General features: G+C 45.3%; 18 protein-coding genes and 1 pseudogene. 4 read left to right on the forward strand and 15 right to left on the reverse strand.

Features of this window, described 5'->3' with window-relative positions:
* Positions 1-60: 60 nt before the first annotated feature.
* From NQS30_RS08355 to NQS30_RS08410, 12 genes and pseudogenes are all read right to left on the reverse strand, one after another.
* Entirely contained in the window at positions 61-252 is a 192-nt protein-coding gene (locus NQS30_RS08355; protein WP_025284599.1) for a hypothetical protein, read from the reverse strand.
* A 159-nt stretch (positions 253-411) separates the two neighbouring features.
* A pseudogene (locus NQS30_RS08360) lies at positions 412-594 on the reverse strand (ATP-binding cassette domain-containing protein); the annotation flags it as partial.
* Between the two features lie 119 nt (positions 595-713).
* Positions 714-2,072, reverse strand: a complete 1,359-nt coding sequence (locus NQS30_RS08365) for a HAMP domain-containing sensor histidine kinase (RefSeq protein ID WP_025284598.1) — start codon at positions 2,070-2,072, stop codon at positions 714-716.
* A complete protein-coding gene (locus NQS30_RS08370; RefSeq protein ID WP_015417275.1) occupies positions 2,069-2,740 on the reverse strand; it encodes a response regulator transcription factor in 672 nt (223 codons plus the stop codon). The genes NQS30_RS08365 and NQS30_RS08370 overlap by 4 nt, the downstream gene beginning before the upstream one ends.
* 183 nt (positions 2,741-2,923) lie before the next feature.
* Positions 2,924-4,417: a UxaA family hydrolase gene (locus NQS30_RS08375; protein WP_032871252.1), complete on the reverse strand. Its 1,494-nt coding sequence runs from the start codon at positions 4,415-4,417 to the stop codon at positions 2,924-2,926.
* Entirely contained in the window at positions 4,414-5,859 is a 1,446-nt protein-coding gene (locus NQS30_RS08380; RefSeq protein ID WP_072588993.1) for a tagaturonate reductase, read from the reverse strand. The genes NQS30_RS08375 and NQS30_RS08380 overlap by 4 nt, the downstream gene beginning before the upstream one ends.
* 75 nt (positions 5,860-5,934) lie before the next feature.
* Positions 5,935-6,933, reverse strand: coding sequence for a LacI family DNA-binding transcriptional regulator (locus NQS30_RS08385; RefSeq protein WP_025284595.1), 999 nt, complete (start codon positions 6,931-6,933; stop codon positions 5,935-5,937).
* Positions 6,934-7,009: 76 nt separating this feature from the next.
* Positions 7,010-8,395 (reverse strand): MFS transporter, encoded by a 1,386-nt coding sequence (locus NQS30_RS08390; RefSeq protein ID WP_015239667.1) that lies wholly within the window; start codon positions 8,393-8,395, stop codon positions 7,010-7,012.
* Between the two features lie 23 nt (positions 8,396-8,418).
* Entirely contained in the window at positions 8,419-9,816 is a 1,398-nt protein-coding gene (gene uxaC / locus NQS30_RS08395; RefSeq protein WP_150123250.1) for a glucuronate isomerase, read from the reverse strand.
* Between the two features lie 185 nt (positions 9,817-10,001).
* A complete protein-coding gene (locus NQS30_RS08400; RefSeq protein ID WP_012117352.1) occupies positions 10,002-11,180 on the reverse strand; it encodes an NAD(P)/FAD-dependent oxidoreductase in 1,179 nt (392 codons plus the stop codon).
* A 39-nt stretch (positions 11,181-11,219) separates the two neighbouring features.
* Positions 11,220-11,636, reverse strand: a complete 417-nt coding sequence (locus tag NQS30_RS08405; protein WP_003154908.1) for a DUF1641 domain-containing protein — start codon at positions 11,634-11,636, stop codon at positions 11,220-11,222.
* 386 nt (positions 11,637-12,022) lie between these two features.
* On the reverse strand, positions 12,023-12,520 hold the full coding sequence (locus NQS30_RS08410; protein WP_025284592.1) for a cupin domain-containing protein: 498 nt from the start codon (positions 12,518-12,520) through the stop codon (positions 12,023-12,025).
* Between the two features lie 129 nt (positions 12,521-12,649).
* Between NQS30_RS08410 and NQS30_RS08415 the strand changes: the two genes are divergently transcribed.
* From NQS30_RS08415 to NQS30_RS08425, 3 genes are read left to right on the forward strand one after another with little or no spacing between them, the layout of a single operon-like run.
* On the forward strand, positions 12,650-13,633 hold the full coding sequence (locus tag NQS30_RS08415) for a DMT family transporter (RefSeq protein ID WP_032871245.1): 984 nt from the start codon (positions 12,650-12,652) through the stop codon (positions 13,631-13,633).
* Between the two features lie 26 nt (positions 13,634-13,659).
* Positions 13,660-14,397, forward strand: coding sequence for an ABC transporter ATP-binding protein (locus NQS30_RS08420; protein WP_025284590.1), 738 nt, complete (start codon positions 13,660-13,662; stop codon positions 14,395-14,397).
* Position 14,398: 1 nt separating this feature from the next.
* Positions 14,399-15,160, forward strand: coding sequence for an ABC transporter permease (locus NQS30_RS08425; RefSeq protein ID WP_015239663.1), 762 nt, complete (start codon positions 14,399-14,401; stop codon positions 15,158-15,160).
* Between the two features lie 25 nt (positions 15,161-15,185).
* Here NQS30_RS08425 and NQS30_RS08430 read toward each other — a convergent pair whose 3' ends face one another.
* Positions 15,186-16,004 carry a uroporphyrinogen-III synthase gene (locus NQS30_RS08430; RefSeq protein ID WP_025284589.1) on the reverse strand — a complete coding sequence of 273 codons (819 nt, stop codon included), beginning with the start codon at positions 16,002-16,004 and terminating at the stop codon, positions 15,186-15,188.
* A gap of 175 nt (positions 16,005-16,179) precedes the next feature.
* Here NQS30_RS08430 and NQS30_RS08435 point away from each other — a divergent pair, with 175 nt between their 5' ends.
* The gene (locus tag NQS30_RS08435) at positions 16,180-16,365 is read left to right on the forward strand and encodes a DUF8096 family protein (protein WP_003154919.1); all 186 of its coding nucleotides are present in this window, start codon (positions 16,180-16,182) and stop codon (positions 16,363-16,365) included.
* Between the two features lie 42 nt (positions 16,366-16,407).
* Here the strand turns inward: NQS30_RS08435 and NQS30_RS08440 are convergent, their stop codons facing one another.
* Positions 16,408-17,592, reverse strand: a complete 1,185-nt coding sequence (locus NQS30_RS08440) for a macrolide family glycosyltransferase (protein ID WP_025284588.1) — start codon at positions 17,590-17,592, stop codon at positions 16,408-16,410.
* Complete coding sequence (locus NQS30_RS08445; protein WP_069007193.1) at positions 17,592-18,809, reverse strand: cytochrome P450; 1,218 nt, start codon at positions 18,807-18,809, stop codon at positions 17,592-17,594. The genes NQS30_RS08440 and NQS30_RS08445 overlap by 1 nt, the downstream gene beginning before the upstream one ends.
* Positions 18,810-18,881 lie beyond the last annotated feature (72 nt).

Raw genomic sequence — 18,881 nt, forward strand, 5'->3', positions numbered from 1 at the left:
TACGGAATCGCTTTTTTATTTGGGAAATCCCCCAACGAGCACCTCTATAAAAGTTCAATATTACCCTACACTTATTAAAATATAAACAGCAAACATAACAATGTATACCAGAAATGATCCAGCCATAAATTTTACGGGTTTTCTTGAGAAGTTTAATACTCCTCTTAATCCGTCATTCAAAATCATTCCGAAAAATGTCACCAGTGTAACTCCTAAAGCGAGCATTGAAATCACAAAAATAACCTGTTCCATGTCAAATCATCCTCTATTTACATTTTATTTTTTCAAATATGCCTATTAGTCTGGGAAAAAGATAAAATTATTGCGACCTAACATTTTCATTACTAGAATTGAAACGTTACTAAGTTCATAGCAGCAGAAAAAATGTCGCTATTAATCGCTTGCCGGGACTGAAGTTGGAGGAAATATGCCTAAAAGAACTTTAAGCAATGTCGTTTTTCCTGCACCGTTGGGACCTAATAAACCATATATTTTTCCTTTTTCCAATGTTAAATTTATATCATGTAAAATTTCTTTCTTTTTTATAGAAACATTGATACCTTTGGATATTAAAGCTGGATCAGCCTTTCCCACTTTTCATCATTCCTTTCCGTCTTGTTCTGTTTATAATATAAACTTACGAGGTTAAAAAGAAGATATAATCAAGGTTAATTTGCGTTTAAATTTCTCAACATAAAAAATACGTGAAGCCTCTACGGCTTCACGTATTCACTGCTGTTTGGATAAATTATAAAAATCGTTCCGTTTTGATTGCTCTTTATTTTATGTTCAAGCCCCATTTGTTTAAGCATCATATTAATGATCGATAAGCCAATCCCGGCGCCTTTTCTTTCAGATTTATTATTCATTCCCGGGCCCCTATCCTCAATTATGATTACGGGTTTGTTTTCAATTAGCTTTGTCTGTACGGAAACGTATTTTCCTGAATGAGCATGGCGCAAAACATTTTGAAAAATGTTATCAAGAATTCTCTTCAACCAAGTCTCGTCTATTTCCCATACGATGTTTTCCTTCAGATCAATATCTATTGTAAAGTGCTCTTTCTCAAAAATCGGATACCAAGCTGTTAACGAAGAACGTATTATCTTTAATATGTCACAACTCTTTTTATGAAGCGGCAATTTACCTGCGGCAAGAAGAGAAAATGATGACAAATTGTCAATCAGTTCGCCCATAAACGTTATTTTATCGTTTATGATCCCTAAAGAATGCTTTCCATTTTCACTGCTTATTTCATTCTTTAATGTAAATGTATGCCCTCTTATAACCGTAAGAGGGGTCCTTAAATCATGAGATAAATCAGCAATCAAGTTTTTTCGGATTTCGCCTTCTTCGCGCTCTTTTTGTCTGCTGTTCCTTAGTTCCTCAACCATCTGGTTGAATGAATATTCCACTTGGCCCAGTTCATCCTTCTGTTTAACTGTTACAAATTCCGGTATGCCGTCATTATCTTGTTTTTTCATATGATACCCCAAAGAAATTAACCTTTTTTGTATTTTCGCAAAAAACATCCATGAATTAATCACAAAAAGTGAACAGACAAAAATCAAGGCGATAAACCATATATAGGAATACTTAGCCCTCATAACCTCCCATTGAGATCCTATAATTGAGCGCGGAGTTTCTAAAAATGCATATCCGCTGTCTTCACTCCCATTTACATAAGCACTCAGCAATAAATATTTCTTTTCGTTTTGTTCTATCATTTTAATCAATTCGCTAAGGTGAATAACCTCACCCTTTTTGGCCAACCGTTCTGAGTTAGAAAACATCACCTTTCCCTTATCATTTATCCATACAATATCAGAGTGTTTATATTGCTTCATGTGCGGGAAAGCAGACGTAATTTCCCGATTGGATTTCCCTGAAAAATCTTCCACATCAGACTTCCAATCACTTTCCAACTTGTTTGGTTCATAGTGTACTTGCCCTTGGTGATCAATCAAGTATGTTAATGTGACATAGTATAGAAAATTCACGCCTAAAAAGGCTATCGGAAAAAACAAAATTGAGGCAACGATATTAATAAGGTATTTGGTTGATAATTTCATTGTTTGATCCTGTATCCAATCCCTCTGATTGTTTCAAGAATTTCCGGCTCATTTGGATTGATCTCGATTTTTTGCCGTAAATGCCGGATATGTACCATCAACGTCTTATCCCCTTCGATATAAGGCTGTTCCCAAATATTTTCATAAATTTGTTCCTTTGTTAATATTTGATTGGGATGTCTAAGCAAAAGCAAAAAAATCCTTAACTGCTTATCAGTTAAAAATATTTCCTCATGACTTTGATGATTTAAAATTCTTTTTTCTTTCAAGTGAACACTTAAGTGTTTTAGCTTCAATTCATGAATGGCAGTCTTGTCAAATCTTCTTAATAATACTTCGATTCGAGCAGCCAGTTCATCGGGATGAAAGGGCTTTGTCACGTAATCATCCGCAAATCCTAAGCCTTTCAGCTTATCTTCCAGACCCGTTCTGGCTGTTAAAAGCAAGAGCGGGATCTGCGGATGTGTTTTTTTCATCCTTTGACCGATTGTAAATCCGTCTAAACCGGGCATCATTATATCAAGCACGATCAGATCAGCCTTTTCTATATATGTTTCGTAATTATAGGAAGAAGTGAGCCATATAATCATATAGCCCCGATCTTCTAAATCACCTTTTACAAATTGGCCAATTTCTTGGTCATCTTCAATGTATAAAATGTTATTCATTAGGACCCCCTCTGAAATATGTGACTGAAAATCAATCTTCCATAATAATTATATATATTATAAAAATCTCCTTTATGTAAGGCACCATTCCATTATTATAACTTATAGATATTCACAATTCATCAAGGGGCAAAACGATAAGTCAACTCGAAAAGGCGGTCTGTTGTCAGATCGCCTTTCCCCTTATAACGTCACACCGGACTTAAAGATTGCAAGCTCCCGAAAATCGTTTTTTTCGTTATTGACGAATTCTCCGCTTGCAACTTTAATAATGTATTGAATAAAATCTCTTACAATGTGATCTTCTGTTGTTTGGTCTTCCGCCAATCTGCCCGCGTTGTAATCAATCCAATGAGGCTTTGATTGAGATAAATCGGTATTTGTTGATACTTTCACAGTCGGGACAAATGTGCCGAACGGCGTGCCTCTTCCGGTTGTAAACAAAACGATGTGACAGCCCGCCGCGGCGAGCGCTGAAGAAGCGATTAAATCATTGCCGGGCGCACTGAGCAGTGTCAATCCCTTTGTCTTCAGTGTTTCACCGTATGTCAGCACATCAGAAACCGGTGCAAGACCGGCTTTTTGGGTGCAGCCGAGCGACTTGTCTTCGAGCGTTGAAATGCCGCCTTCCTTATTCCCTGGTGACGGGTTTTCATAAATCGGCTGCTCGTGCTTCATAAAATATTGCTTGAAATCATTGATCAATCGGACTGTTTTATGAAACACTTCTTCACTCGCCGCACGCTGCATGAGAATCGTCTCAGCGCCGAACATCTCAGGCACCTCCGTTAAGACCGTGCTCCCTCCCTGTGCAATCAAGTAATCTGAAAATCTCCCTAATAAAGGGTTTGCCGTGATGCCGGAAAAACCGTCCGACCCGCCGCATTTCAATCCGATGCTCAATTCTGACAGCGGAATCTCCTCACGTTTATCTCCCTTTGCCGCAAGGTGTATCTCTTTAAGAAGCGCAGTACCCGCTTCAATTTCATCTGTGACAGCTTGTGATTCGAGAAATTTCACCCGATCTCCGTTCACTTCAGAAAGCGTTTCCTTAATCGCCGCCAGCTCATTATTTTCACAGCCGAGCCCTAAAACCAGCACACCGCCCGCATTTGGATGACGGATGGCGTTCATCAGCATTTGTTTCGTATTCTCATGATCATCGCCAAGCTGGGAGCAGCCGTATTGGTGCTTTAAAACCAGCACATTGTCAAAGGGCGCAATGTCTTTCGCCTCTTTTACGAAACGCTGCAGGATTTTCTCAGCGACGCCGTTTACGCAGCCGACTGTAGGCACGATCCACAGTTCATTCCGGACGCCGGATGTACCGTTTTCTCTTCTGTAGCCTTTAAATGTCCGGTTCTCATTTGTAAAAGGATTGTCCTCGAAGCGCGGTGAATACGTGTATTCTTGCACATCGGATAAATTCGTTTGCAGATTATGGGTATGAATATGCTCGCCGGCCGAAATCCGCCTTGTCGCACGCCCGATTGAAAAACCGTATTTAATGATGCTGCCGTTTTCTTCAATGGTTTGCAGCGCGATTTTATGCCCCCGCTTTACAGGGTCCTTCACTTCAATCGTCAGTCCGTCTGTATGCAGCCGCTCCCCTTTGTTAAAATGGCGCATGGCGAGAAGCACGTTATCGTTTTTATGGATTTTTATGACCTCTTTCATTTCACTTCCCCCTTTTTTCCGCAGCATTCATGTAACGCATGCTTCATACCCCGCTTATGAATGACAGACAGAAAAAAAGCCGTTCGTTCGGTAAGCCCCGGAAGATGATTCAGATTCTTCCCCCACAATCGCTCTTCTCCTAATATGGCAGATGCCGCTTGAAACATATCATCTTTGCAACGGGACCGCGCCATTTGAAAACGGTTAAGAACCTCCTCGCCGTCTGCCGGTTTGTTCGGTCCGTTCCAGTATGAATAGATCATGGCGCTGAACGAAAATACCAGCTTCTCAGGTAGCCGGCCCTCCTGTTCGATATAAGCCTTCAGCGTCGGCAGGTTTCTTGTTTTGAATTTCGCGGCGGCGTTAAGGGTAATGCTTTGCAGATAATGGTGGATATAAGGGTTTTTAAACCGCTGTAACACATCTGCCGCGTATTGGGTGACACCCTCCATTTGCAGCACAGGGAGGATTTCTTCATTGATCAGCTCTTCGATGAATCTGCCCGTCACCTCGTGCTCAGCCGCTTCCCTGACGGTTTGCAGTCCGTATAGTAAAGCCACTGGCGCCAATGCCGTGTGAGCGCCGTTTAAGATTCTCACCTTTTTTGTCCTATAAGGCGTAAGGTCAGACGTGATCAGTGCGTTCAGCCCGGCCTCAGCAAAAGGAAGCTCATTCTGAAGCTGTTCCGGCCCTTCTATCACCCACAAATAATAATGCTCACCAACCACAAGCAGACGGTCTTCGTATCCGAGAAAATCGGTAAGTTCTTCCGCGGTATCAACAGGAAATCCGGGAACAATCCGATCCACGAGGGTATTGCAGAAGATGTTCGCGTCATGAATCCATTGAGTAAAACCAGGTTCCAGCTCCCACAGCCCGGCATATTGAAGCACGGCTGCCTTCAGTTTCCGTCCGTTTTCTTCGACCAGTTCACATGGAAGCACAATGCACCCTTTCTCGGCGTCACCCGCAAATGCCTTATAGCGGAAATAAAGGAACGCCGCTAATTTCCCGGGGAATGTTTTTTGAGGTCTATCCTCAAGCCGGTCGCCTTTCTCAAACGTGATTCCCGCTTCTGTCGTATTGGAAATGATAAAACGAAGCTCATCTTGTGCTGCCAGCCGTTTAAAGGAATCATAGTCAGAAAAAAGATCAATGCCGCGGCTGATGGATTTGACGATCATGTGTTCTTCAGCCGGTTTTCCGTCCTTTATCCCCTGCAAAAAAAGCGTAAATAAACCGTCCTGCTCGTTTAAACGTTTGATTTTCTCAGAGCCTCTCGGCTGTACGGCGACAACGCTTCCGTTAAAATCCGTCAATTGATTCAATTGATCGATCTGCCAGTCAGCGAAAGCCCGCAAAAAGTTGCCTTCACCGAACTGAAGGACTTTTTCAGGATATTGAATGTATTCGCCGCACATCTTTTTATTCAGCTGCTGCAAGCTGTCCGCCTCCTTCTGTATTTATGCACACGTTAACATTTCTCCGTGTGAAAACCCGGATATTCAGACGGGCCGTTATGTGAGTTTTTTAATGGAATCTCTTATGATCACCTCGGTGTTTTCATATATTTTTTCCGCCGCCGTATCCGGGTCGGCGATTAGCGCCAAAATCTTCTCTGCGCCGAGTATGCTGATGTTTTCAACCGGGCGTTTTACTGTCGAAAGCCTCGGCGTCATGTATTGGGAAATGCCGATGTCATCAAACCCGATAACGGATATATCTTCCGGAACGTTCAGGCCTTTGGCGAAAATGGCGTTCATCGCCCCGATCGCCATATCATCGTTTGAACAAAAAACAGCCGTAGGCGGTGATTGAAGCGCCAAGAGTTTTTCCATCGCCTGACTGCCGCTTTCCATATCATAGCGGCCTTTTACACTGTATTCATGCTTAATCGGGATAGAATGATCAATTAAAGATGTCAAATAGCCTTCTTTCCGCTGAGAAGTTGACCTGAATCCTTCCTTTCCCTCAATGATCGCGATATCTCTGTGTCCGTTTGCGATCAGGCAGTCGACCGCCTGTCTGGAGCCTTCTTTATCGTTTGACAGGATATTCGTGATGCTCCGGTCATCAATGTCCCGGTTCAGCACGACAAGCGGGATGTTTTTCTCGCGGATATGATAAATAAATGAATTATCACTGTCGCTTTGGCTCATTAAAATGATTCCGTCATATCTCATGGGCGTAATGGTTTCAAAGCTTTTCAGGTCGTCAATCGCGCGGACGAACAAATTGTATTCCTCACTGATTGTGCGGTTTACACCTTTGATGGTATCGGAAAAAAAGCTGTGTGAGGTTCCGTTTGTGATGCTTGTAAAAAACAGCCCGATCGTATGGGACTTTTGCATGGCAAGGCTTTTTGCATTTACATTCGGTGTGTAATTCAGCTGTGAAGCGAGCTCTAATATTTTCTGTTTTGTATGCTCTTTAATGTAGGGGCTGCCGTTAAGTGCCCGGGATACGGTTGTGTGGGATACGTTGGCGAGTTTTGCGATATCTTTTATGGTTACCATCGTTTTTCCTTTCTTTCTGTATGCTGGCATTTATTTCTATTGTACCATTAACGGACAGTCCATAAAATCACAAAAGTTAAGGTTTTGCATGATGTAAGTCCTGAACGAGCTCGGCATGCTGCCGGTCCGTCAGTTTATACATTAAACCGATAATCAGCATGGCGCACGCTAAAGCGAAAGCCGGGTACAGCAGCAGAAGCCCTTTAATCCCGATCAGCGTGCCTTTTGTCTGAGATGCATTCGGGATATAGCCGATAACGCTCAGCCCGATGCCTGAAAGAAAACCTGATAAAGATTGGGCGAGTTTTCTGGAGAAGTTGAAAAGCGAATATGTCGTCGCCTCCTTCCGTTCACCCGTCTTCCATTCTCCGTAATCAATAATGTCCGACACGAGCGCCCACGTAATGCCGTTTGGTATGCTGATCCCGATAAAAGCAATGCTCGCTAACGCCGTAAAGATAAATACGTTTGACGGGAGACAGAAATTCAGCGCATCAGCCGCGGCGCTGACGGCGAAACCGATCATCACCGTTTGCTTTTTTCCGAAACGTTTGACGAGTTTCGGCATAAACAAAACACCTAAAAATGAAGAACCGATGATGATAAAACTCATGTAGGACATCAGCTCCGCATTGTTGAGATTGTACTGGGCGAAGTAAACAAGCATAGCGGATTTAATGTTATATGCCGATATTGAGAAAATCGTCATGAAAACGACGGTCAGAAGCGGTTTGTTGCCGATAAAGCATTTGAAAACCGACATGACGGACAGCTTTTCTTTCGGCGCTTCACGGACGATAATTCTTTCTTTGCAGTTTCGGTAGCAGATCATAAATCCCGCGATTCCGATTACGGCCATCATTCCCATGACTGCCGGGTAGCCGATGTGAACGTTATCAAAATGAACAAGAATCGGGATGACGATGACACTTGTAATGAGCAGCGCGCCGAGGGAGCCTATCTGGCGGAATGCGGAAAGCGCCGTTCTGTCCTCCGCATCCTGTGTAATGGCCGCGCCGAGGGAGCCGTACGGAATATTGACGAAAGAATAAGCGACCCCCCACAGCATGTAAGAAGCATAGGCGTACACAAGCTTCCAGGTGACGCTCACGTCCGGTGACACAAAAATCAATACGGTCATGACCGCAAGAATAATACTTCCGAATAATAAGTACGGCCTGAATTTCCCCCGGGGTCCGATCTTTTTTCTATAGTCAATGGCCGAGCCGACAATCGGATCAGTCAAAGCCGCAAACAGCTTGCTGACCAAAAAAATACTGCCGGCGAACGCTGCCGGAATGCCTGCGACATCTGTGAAAAACTTCAGCAAATAGATCTGCCCGAGATCAAACATAAATCCGTTCCCAAAATCTCCAAAACCATAGGATACTTTTTCTTTCAGACTCAGCTTATGCTCCTTCACTTTTGCGGCAGGTGCTGTCACGACAGGCACATTACTCATAGGCCACCTCTTTCATTCCATTTTTAAAAGCGGAAATATTCCTCAGCATTCCGGTAACAAATCCCCTCGACAATCTTTCCTAAAAGCTCCATATCGTAAGGCGCTTCGCCTTGTTCCGCCCAGCCGCCGATCAGCGTGCAGACAAGCCGCCTGAAGTATTCATGGCGGGGATAGGACAGGAAACTTCTTGAATCCGTCAGCATCCCGATAAAACGGCTGAACAGGCCTATGTTCGATAACGCTTTCATTTGCTGGAGCATTCCATCTTTCGTGTCATTGAACCACCAGGCTGTGCCGAATTGAATTTTCCCCGGTGTTTTCCCATCCTGAAAGCTGTTGATCATGCTGGCGATAATATAGTTGTCATTCGGATTCAAAGAATACAAAATCGTTTTAGGCAATTGCCGCTTTTTTTCGGCGGAATCTAACAGCCGGGCAAGCGGTTTTGCGATACGTTCATCATTAATTGAGTCATATCCCGTATCAGGACCGAGGCTGCTGAACTTATTTGTATTGGTATTTCTTAACGCGTTTATATGGAACTGCATCGCCCAGTCCAGTTCGGCGTAAAGACCGCAAAGATATTGCAGCGTCCGTGTTCTGAATTTCTTTTCATCTTCAAAAGACACATGCTCTCCGCTTAATCCGGCTGCAAAAATCCGGGCCGCTTCCTCTTCGGTCGTCTCGGCATAAACCATTTGATCTAACGCATGATCCGACACTCTTCCCCCGGCATTGTGAAAAAAGCGGACGCGGGATTCTAACGCATCTAAATACGATTGGTAGGTGGTGACAGCCATTCCGGAAGCGCTCTCCAGCGAACGGACCCAATCGGCAAAACCCGGGCTGCTGATGTCCAGTCCTTTGTCAGGCCGAAATCCGGGCAGCACTTGAACCGGAAAATCACTTTCTTTCAACAGTTGGTGGTATGTCAGCGCATCGGCAGGATCGTCGGTTGTGCAAATGACTTTGACATTTGATTTCAGAATGAGATCCCTTGCGCCAAACCCGTCTCCCTGCAGGAGCTCATTCGTTTTTTTCCAAATTGCCGCGGCCGTTTTTTCATTCAATACGTCATAAATGCCGAACCAGCGCTGCAGCTCTAAATGCGTCCAGCTGTACAGCGGATTGCCTATCGCCATCGGCACCGTTTTTGCCCAGGCGAAAAACTTCTCTTCATCTGATGCGTTTCCGGTAATGCAGCGCTCTTCAATGCCGTTGGCCCTCATGATCCGCCACTTGTAGTGGTCACCGTAAAGCCATGCCTCCGTAATCGTTGCGAAGGTTTTATTTTCATAGATTTCCTTTGGGCTTAAGTGACAGTGATAATCAATGATCGGCATGTTTTCGGCGTATTCCCTGTACAGCTTTACGGCCGTTGTACTATCCAGTAAAAAATCATCACCCATAAAAGCTTTCACACTTTCATCCTCCCTCTTAAAAATGTTAACGTTAACAAAATGGTTCTTTTTTATTTTAGCTTCCTCTTTCTCACATATCAATCATTTTTATTTTATTTTTCAGAAAATTGTATCCGTTAACATTTTCATGCAAAAAAAGACACTGCCGAGAAAGTCCGGCAATGTCTTCTGTGTGATTTTAAGGATTAGTAAGCGAGGCTGAATAATCCTTTGATATGTGTTAAATAACGTACGTTACTTGCTTCTTTCATTAAAGATGCCGGAAGACCTTTCAGCGGAGTAGAGTTCGCTCCGATGATGGCAACCGCGTCTTTACGTCCGAGGCTTGCAAGCGTACCAGAGTTTACAGGCTTGAATGTTTCAAGCGTTTTTCCTTCTAAGTAAGCGAACAGGTTGTAACCGACAAGTTCACCCATCTGCCAAGCGATTTGCGCTGTCGGCGGGTACGGACGGCCGTCCGGCGCAAAGTATACAGCGCTGTCTCCGACAACGAATACATCTTCATGAGAAGTAGATTGTAAGAAATCGTTAACCGTCGCACGGCCGCGGTTCACTTCAAGGCCGGATTCGCCGACTAACGGGTTGCCTTGTACGCCGCCTGTCCATACAAATGTGTTGGCAACGACTTTTGAACCGTCTTTCAGATCAATAACGTTTCCTTCAACATTTGTAACAGGAAGACCTGTTAAGAACTCAACGCCGCGTTTTTCAAGACTTTTTGTCGCGCGTTCGATAAGGTCATCAGGAAGAACAGGAAGAATTTTCGGACCTGCTTCTACTAATTTCAGTTTGATTGCTTTCGGATCTACGCCGTATTTTTTCGTAAGGTTCGGCATGATGTCAGCAAGCTCACCGACAAGCTCAACGCCTGTTAAGCCGCCGCCGCCGATAAGGATTGTTGCATCAGCTTCGTTTTTCGTTTTAGCGTATTCACGCACACGGTCTTCCACGTGTTTGTATACTTTGTTGGCATCAGCAGCAGATTTCAGCACCATGCTGTTTTCTTCGAGTCCAGGAATGCCGAAATAAGCCGTAACAGAACCAAGTCCGACAACAAGCGCGTCATAAGTCAGCTTAGAACCGTCAGAAAGGGCAACTTCTTTCTTATCAACTGAGAAAGAATTGACTTCTGCGATTTTAATGTCGACGTCTTTTCCTTTCAGAAGTTTTTCAAGCGGCATAGCAACAGCCTGTTCAGACACGTTGCCCGCTGCAAGGCGGTGCAGTTCCGTAATGATTTGGTGAGTCGGGTATTTGTTCACAACGGTTACGCGTGCTTCATCTTTACTGTAATGTTTGCGAACGGTTAAAGCAGAAAGAACTCCGCCGTAACCAGCGCCTAAAATGACAATATGTTTTGACATCGTATATCCTCCGTCCTTTATATCAATTTGAATCTGAGATTATTTTTGTTTTTCGTTCATGATTTCAAGATAGCTGTTAGCAAAACGGAACAGCTTTTGAGCTTGAGGATCTTTCAGCATGCGCAGCAGGCCGAAAAGTCCGATCGTTTCATTGCTTGCATCCGCGCGGTCTTTTGCTTCGATCGCAGTAGCCGCCACTTCTTTCGCTGTTTCTTTCACCGGCTCAAGAATTTCTGTAAGCGCACCCACTGTATCGCTCTTCAATACTTCGTCTGTCGCTACAGACTGTGCAAAATCATAAGACTTCGTTAAAATATTTACTAACTCAGTCAGTTTTGGAAGCTGATCCACTAAAACAGTCAGTGATTCTTGAACTTCAGGTTTTAGCAGCTGATCAATAAGATCGCGTTGGCCTTGGCTGACAGATGCATTTGTTTGATCGATTGTTTCTGGCATATCCGATTCTCCTTTACTATAAGCAGTATGCTGATTTTTTTGGAAAGGGTAGCCTTTCCCCCTTCATGCAGAAAAGCATGAAAAAGCAAGATTGTGAATTCATGCACAATCATTTACAAAAATAAATGTTTACTACCCAGTTTTTCACTTTGCCATATCCAGTATTATTTTTATATCAACAAAAACAATTGAATAAGTCAAAATTTCTTTTTCCTCTCTGAAAATAGCAAACATAAAAAACCCCAATTTGATTTACTCTTATATAATAACACTTTTTGAACAAAATTTGAACGTGAATTGTTTCGTTTATGAAATTATTTATATGGCGGGGGTGTAATAACGTTTCTTTTAGGCTATTTTTTTACAGACCATCCGCTTTTCCCCTGTCATTTTTCCCACAATTTTAATAGCGGGCCCGTTTTTCCCGTAAAGGGGTCGCATTCCGGGAGGGGGACACGGCTGATTTCTTCTGAAGTTCTATCATTTTTCTCCGTTTTTGTATCGTACTGCCGGCCGCCCGGATAAGCCCCGATCACGGTAAAATCAAAACTGCCCGACAGTTTTTTATGTCCGGTGCCGGCCGGAATGACCGCTGCGTCCCCCGTTTGAAGAACGGCATCCGCTCCTTGTTCCCCGCCGAACCTCAAAACCGCGTTTCCTTTTACCGCGACAAGAACTTCGTGCGTGGTGCTGTGAAAATGGTGATACGGAAATACTCCGCCCGTCCAGCTGTTCGACCAATCGTGCCGGCTGAGGACGGACTCTGCTTTCTGCACCGTTTCTTCATTAAATACCGCTTTATAAATAACAAGCGGAAGATTCGGGTTATTCGGAATGCGGCCGTCATCTTCAAAATAAAGCACTTGAATATCCTCTTTCTGCATTGTTTTCACCTCCGTATATGTCTGTTTCCCATTCATCATTTGTTAAAACGCTATTTTCTCATATTCCATTGCGAAGCCTGCCGGTGAATAGTATAGTATAAAAAAATATGTGTCAAAATGAGGGATTTAATGAAAGCCATCGTGATCGGAATATTGGCATCTCTGTTTTTTGCAGTCACATTTATTTTAAACAGGGCGATGGAGCTTTCCGGCGGAAGCTGGATGTGGAGCTCTTCCCTGCGTTTTCTTTTTATGGTTCCGTTTTTATTTTTGATCGTTTATGCGAAAGGAAAATGGGCGCCGCTCTGGCATGAAATCCGGAAAAAACCGTTTTTTTGGCTGAAGTGGAGTTTTACCGGGTTCGTGCTTTTTTATGCCCCGATTACGTTTGCGGCGGCATATGGGCCGGGCTGGCTGATCGCCGGCACGTGGCAGATTACAATTGTCGCGGGTGTGCTTCTGTCGCCGTTTTTCTACGAAACAAAACATTCACCGGCGGGCCCGGTTTCCGCCAGACAAAAGATCCCGCTGATTTCGCTGGTTACTTCCGTCATCATCCTGATCGGAGCCGGTCTGATTCAGCTTCAGCATGCGGGTTCTCTGTCCGGCCGCACGATACTATTCAGCGTGGTGCCGGTCGTCATCGCCGCTTTTGCCTATCCGCTCGGCAACCGCAAAATGCTGGAACAATACGGCGGAAAACTCGATACGTTTCAGCGGGTGCTCGGCATGACGCTCGCAAGCCTTCCGTTTTGGCTTTTGATCGCCGCTTTCGGCTGGCATAGAGACGGGCTTCCGTCAATGGGACAGTCATTCCAATCCTTTATCGTCGCACTCAGCTCTGGCGTTATCGCAACAGTATTATTTTTCCGCGCCACCGATATGGTGAGGAATGAGCCGCAGAAGCTCGCTGCTGTTGAAGCGACGCAGTCCGGAGAGGTTCTTTTTGCACTGATCGGCGAAATCGTCTTTTTATCCGCGGCGTTTCCGTCACTTCTTTCATTTGCCGGACTGTTCATTATTATTGCGGGAATGGTCATGCATACATTCGCTTCCCGGCAGACAGACCAGAAAACGGCTGAGCAAACGTCAGCCAATCTCACCGGTTCCTGATTTTTTTACGAAAGGTGTCCTCCTGTATGAAAGAAGAAATTCCGGCAATATCTTTTCTGTCAGCCGGCAAACGCTTTGAACAAAACAATACGTCCTTTGATGTCCTAAGCCGTGTAACCGGACATATTCAAAAAGGTTCTATCACGGCGTTGATAGGCCCTTCCGGCGCGGGAAAAAGCACATTGCTGTCACTGTGCAATCTGATGAATACACCTGATGAAGGGGAAGTGCTTGTATTCGGAAAAGAAATAAGACACTGGGACATCAGAGAGCTCAGAAAAACCGCGGGCCTTGCATTTCAATCAGCTCCCGTCCTCGAGGGAACGGTGCGGGACAACCTTCTGCTCGCAGAAAAACTCCACGGGGCACAGCACTATACGCCTGAAGAGCTCGCAGATTTTACAGACCTTCCGCGCGTGCTTCTGGATCGGAATGCAAAAGAATTATCCGGAGGCCAGCGGCAGAAGCTCTCATTAGCGCGAACCCTCGCCGGACTGCCGTCCATCCTGCTGCTGGATGAAATCACCTCGGCGCTGGACCCGTCATCCGTTCTCATCATTGAGAAACTGATTACGAAACTCCATCGGCAAAAACAGCTGACGGTCCTGTGGATCACCCATAACCTTGAACAAGCGGAACGGTTATCCGATACGGTATGGTTTATGGCTGAGGGTCGGCTTTTAGAGACCGCGGAAACGAAAACGTTCTTTAAGGAACCGAAACACGAAAAGGCCCGGGCGCTTTTACAAGGGAGCGGGTGCTGATATGAATGATCTTTCTCTGTTATTGACAAGTATATTTGTCATTATCGCTTTATTCCTGTCTAAATCTTTTAAAGCCGGCGTCGAAAAGGATATGATCGTCGCAACCGTCAGGGCCGTCATTCAGCTTCTCATCATCGGCTATGTGCTGTCATTGATTTTTCGCGGTGATCACCCGATATTTATCATATTAATGGTGCTTCTCATGCTCACGGCCGCTTCGCACAATGTCTCCAAACGGAAAAAAATGCGGATCGGCTCATTTTGGCGCGTTTTTCTGACACTGGCGATCGCGGAAACCGTGACGCAGGGACTTTTACTGACCCTTCACATCATTCCGTTCACTTCAAGATATGTCATTCCGATAAGCGGCATGGTCATCGGAAACTCCATGGTGCTCTCAAGCCTGTTTTTAAGCAGGCTCAGTTCGGAAGCAGACCTGCGGAAAGAAGAAATCCAGCTGATTCTCTCTCTCGGAGGAACGCCTAAGCAGGCCGTCCGGCAGATATTGACGTCCAGTATGAAGCTCAGTATGATCCCGACGCTTGAAAGCCAGAAAACATTGGGTCTCGTTCAGCTTCCCGGCATGATGACGGGGCAGATTTTAGCGGGGGCTGATCCGATACAGGCGGTGCGCTTTCAGCTGCTGATCGTTTTTACAACGATGGCCTCCGCTCTTCTTACATGTATCATACTCAGCGCCTTGACATATCCTTCCCTTTTCACGGAACACTGGCAATTAAAAAAATTCAGCAGGGAAGCGTAGGCTTTTTTCCCTGCTGAATGATGGTTTATGACAAGGTCAGAGATTCATAGTAACGGGATAATTCAATAATCATCGCTCCCATCCGCTCAATGTCCGGAGCAAGGACCCTCTTTACCCCTTCATCCCGGATCGCTTCAGCCGTCACTTTGCCGACTGCGGCGGCAAGCACTTGTTTTTCGAATGCCTGCTGCAATTCTTTTGTGGATCCTTTTTCTTTTGCATAATCAAAGAGAGAGCGCACTTGAATGGCTGTTGTAAAACATACGGCATCGACCTCTCCGTTTAACAGCTCTCCCAGCAGTTTATCAACCGTCTCCCTTTCAGGCGGAATATGCTGATACGGCAGAACAGGGAATACCTCCGCTCCGTTTTTCTCAAGGAACTGCGTTAAGACCGGCGCTTTTTCGCCATGAAGCTGTATCATGACTTTTTTATCTTTAAAGTCAAATCGTTCCAAGGAGCGGATCAGCCCTCTTGTTGTACCGTCTTCATCTGAGGCATGCGGCGTGATGCCGAGCTTTTTTAAGGCCGCATATGTTTTATAGCCTCTGCAGCCGATTTTCGCTTCATGAACGGCCGCTAAAAATTCTTCTTTCAGACCGATTTTTTCCGATACCGACAATAACGTTTCCGTACCGATGCCTGTGGTGAATATTACCCAGTCGGCTTTTTGCCCGGCAAATGTTCTTACGTCGGGTTCAATTTGATCCTCCGCCAGGTATACGGTTCCTTGGAGGGAACGGACGACCGCCGTTCCGCCCTGCTTTTCTATTAATCTTGTGATCTCTTCTGTTTTCCGCGAACCGCCGATGGCAATCCGTTTCCCGTTCAATCCTTTTCCCATCGCTGTTTTCTTCTTCCCTTCAGATGCCGGGCGCCCTATGGCAGGCCGTCATTTATTTCTATTATTGTTACGCAATCAGCCGGGAAAATCAAGCTATGCTCCCGTTGAATCCCCCGTGCAGTTGCTGTATCATTAACCGGGCAGAACGATTTGATTCGCGGAGGGATTTTCAATCATGGAAACAAAAAAAGAGTTCGAGACAAAAGGATACGATACTTCGGTCATTTATGAGTTCAATGAATATCCTGATGTTCACAGCGGCCGATGTGACAATTGCGACTACACGCTGTTTAAAAGCTCAGTGAAGGGCGGAAAATTTTTGAGGGAATGCCGGAGATGCGGCATGAAGAAAAACATATAACAAAACAGGCAGCCGTCTTCCGGTGCGCTGCCTGTTTCTCAATCAATTTTCGACGGCCGCCTTTTTCAAAAATTCTTCAATGGCGCAAACAGCCTGTTTGGGGCCGCCGGTTTCTTCTATTTTCTGCTGCATGCTTTTCACGCGGCTGAGGATGTTTTTATCGCCGTATACGTTTTGAACGTCTTTTTGCAAACGGGCCACAGTGACTTCTTTCGGCGGCAGATGCACGCCAAGCCCCAATTCATCCACACGCTTTGCGGTGACCTCTTGTTCGTGCATTTGCGGAACGACAACGAGCGGGACACCCGCATTCATCGCCTCCATTGTACTGTTCATCCCGCCGTGAGATACGAACAGCTTTGCTTTCTCCAGCACATCAAGCTGAGGAACGTGCTGGCGGATGATAAAGTGATCGGGGACATCCGAAAAACTTTCCGGATCAATTGTTGTGCCGACTGACATAATAACCCGCCAGTCCGAGTCCCGAAACGCGTCAATACACATCTGGTAAAATTCAGGCCAGGCGTTAAACGCCGTTCCCAGTGAGATGAGCATAAGCGGACGGTCATCGGCTGCATCAATTTCCAGACTTCCCGTATTTGTGCGTTCTCCAAGAGACGGACCCGCAAAACAGAATCGTTCATCAAAGGTTTCCTGTTTCGGCTGAAAGGCCCTTGGCATAAAGACAATATTCAGTTTTTCAGGCATGAAAAATTCTTCCATTGTCATCCGTTTCAATTGTTCATTTTCAATCTGCTCCTGGTATTCTTCTATCGCCTGTTTGGCCGCTTCCAGTGTTTCTTCGTCTCTTCCTAATTGAAAATACTCATTCATTGCATAGCTCGGGCAGAACTTTACGGCCGGGATGCCGCCATTATCCGCAAACAATTTTCCGGCAAGAGCTAAAAAATCAAACAGGACGATGTCAGGAAGGTCGTCTTTGTACAGCTCTTCCAGCTGCGGAAGCACTTCAACCGCTTCTTCCAGAAACATCACAAACGCATCATTTTTATTTACCCGTTCTTTTATCGTCTCCGGGTCCGCCTTTATGCTTGTGCGGTATAAAACGGGAATGGCGCCCGTTTTGGCAACGGAAGCTTCGAATTCCTCAGTCGTAGCGAATGTCACTTTATACCCGCGATTGACAAGTTCCTCGGCTACAGGCAGCGTGGGATTGACATGACCGTGAGCGGCCACATTAATAATGGCGATGTGTGTTTTTCTCATCATTTTTCTTCTCCCTCATTTTCGTTTATCTCCGCTTCTAAAGACTCCAGCCCGTACATGACACTGTTTCGGATCGGCTCAATCCGGACCGGCTCAAGGTGTGAAAAGGCTTTTACAATTCCTTTCAGCGCCACTTCCGCTTCAAGTCTGGCAAGCGGAGCGCCTAAGCAGAAGTGTACGCCGAATCCGAAGGAAAGGTGCGGATTCGATTGGCGATGAATATCAAATACGCCCGCCTTCTCAAATTTGTTTTCATCACGGTTGGCAGATGCAACGTAGCAGAGAACGATCTCCCCGCTTTTCAAGCGGCGTCCGCGCAGTTCAGTGTCGTGCCGGACCGTCCTTCTGACAAACGGAGCGGGAGCGCGAAAACGCAGCGTCTCTTCCACCGTTTGCGCGATGAGAGAAGGGTCCTGTCTCAGCACTTCATAAAGGCCGGGCGTCTCTAATATGCTGTAAACCGCATTTGAAATGAGATTAGTCGTTGTTTCATTTCCCGCCACTAAAAGCAGGTTGCAAAACGGGATCAGATCTTCTGCCGTGAGCTTCTCTCCCTCTTCTTCCTCTTTTATCAAAATAGAAATAATGTCTTGGCCGGGCTGTTTTCGTTTGCTTTCTATTATTTCCGCAAAAAACGCCGCCAGCTCCGCCTCACATTGGTCACGTTCCTGCTGATTTTTCTCCGCCGCTTCAGGACTCGCATCTTTCGGCATGCTGACGAGAATGTCCGACCATTTTTTAAACTGATCCATACGTTCGGACGGAACGCCTAATAATTCTGAAATCACCATGACCGGCAAAGGGTAAGAGAGATCTTTAACGATATCAATCCGCCCTTTGTTCTTTGCCTGTTTCAGGAGATGATCGGTAATGTCTTTAATTCTCGGCTCCCATTCCTTCAAGACGCGGGGAGTGAAAGCGCGATTGACGGCGGATCTGATTTGGGTATGCTTCGGCGGGTCCATATTCAGCATGGACTTTGCAATCGAGCTTTTCACATCAGTCATGAGGCTTGAGAACGTCTCTTTATCACTGATGACTTTTTTGACATCATCGTATAAAAACACACTCCAAACCTTCGTTTCTTCATCAAAGTGTATAGGGCTTTCCCGTCTCATTTTTTCGTACCAAGGAAAAGGGTTGTATACGTCCAGGCCGTTTTTTCCTTTCATCAGGGTTCTTTGGATGGCTTGTCTCGTGCTCCTCAGCTTACTCATGTTTCATCACTCCTGATTGTTTCATATTTGAATAGTTGACGTACCTTGAATTTTATCCTAGCACATATTTTC

The sequence above is a fragment of the Bacillus sp. B1(2022) genome, from assembly GCF_040259625.1.
Taxonomy (GTDB): domain Bacteria; phylum Bacillota; class Bacilli; order Bacillales; family Bacillaceae; genus Bacillus; species Bacillus velezensis.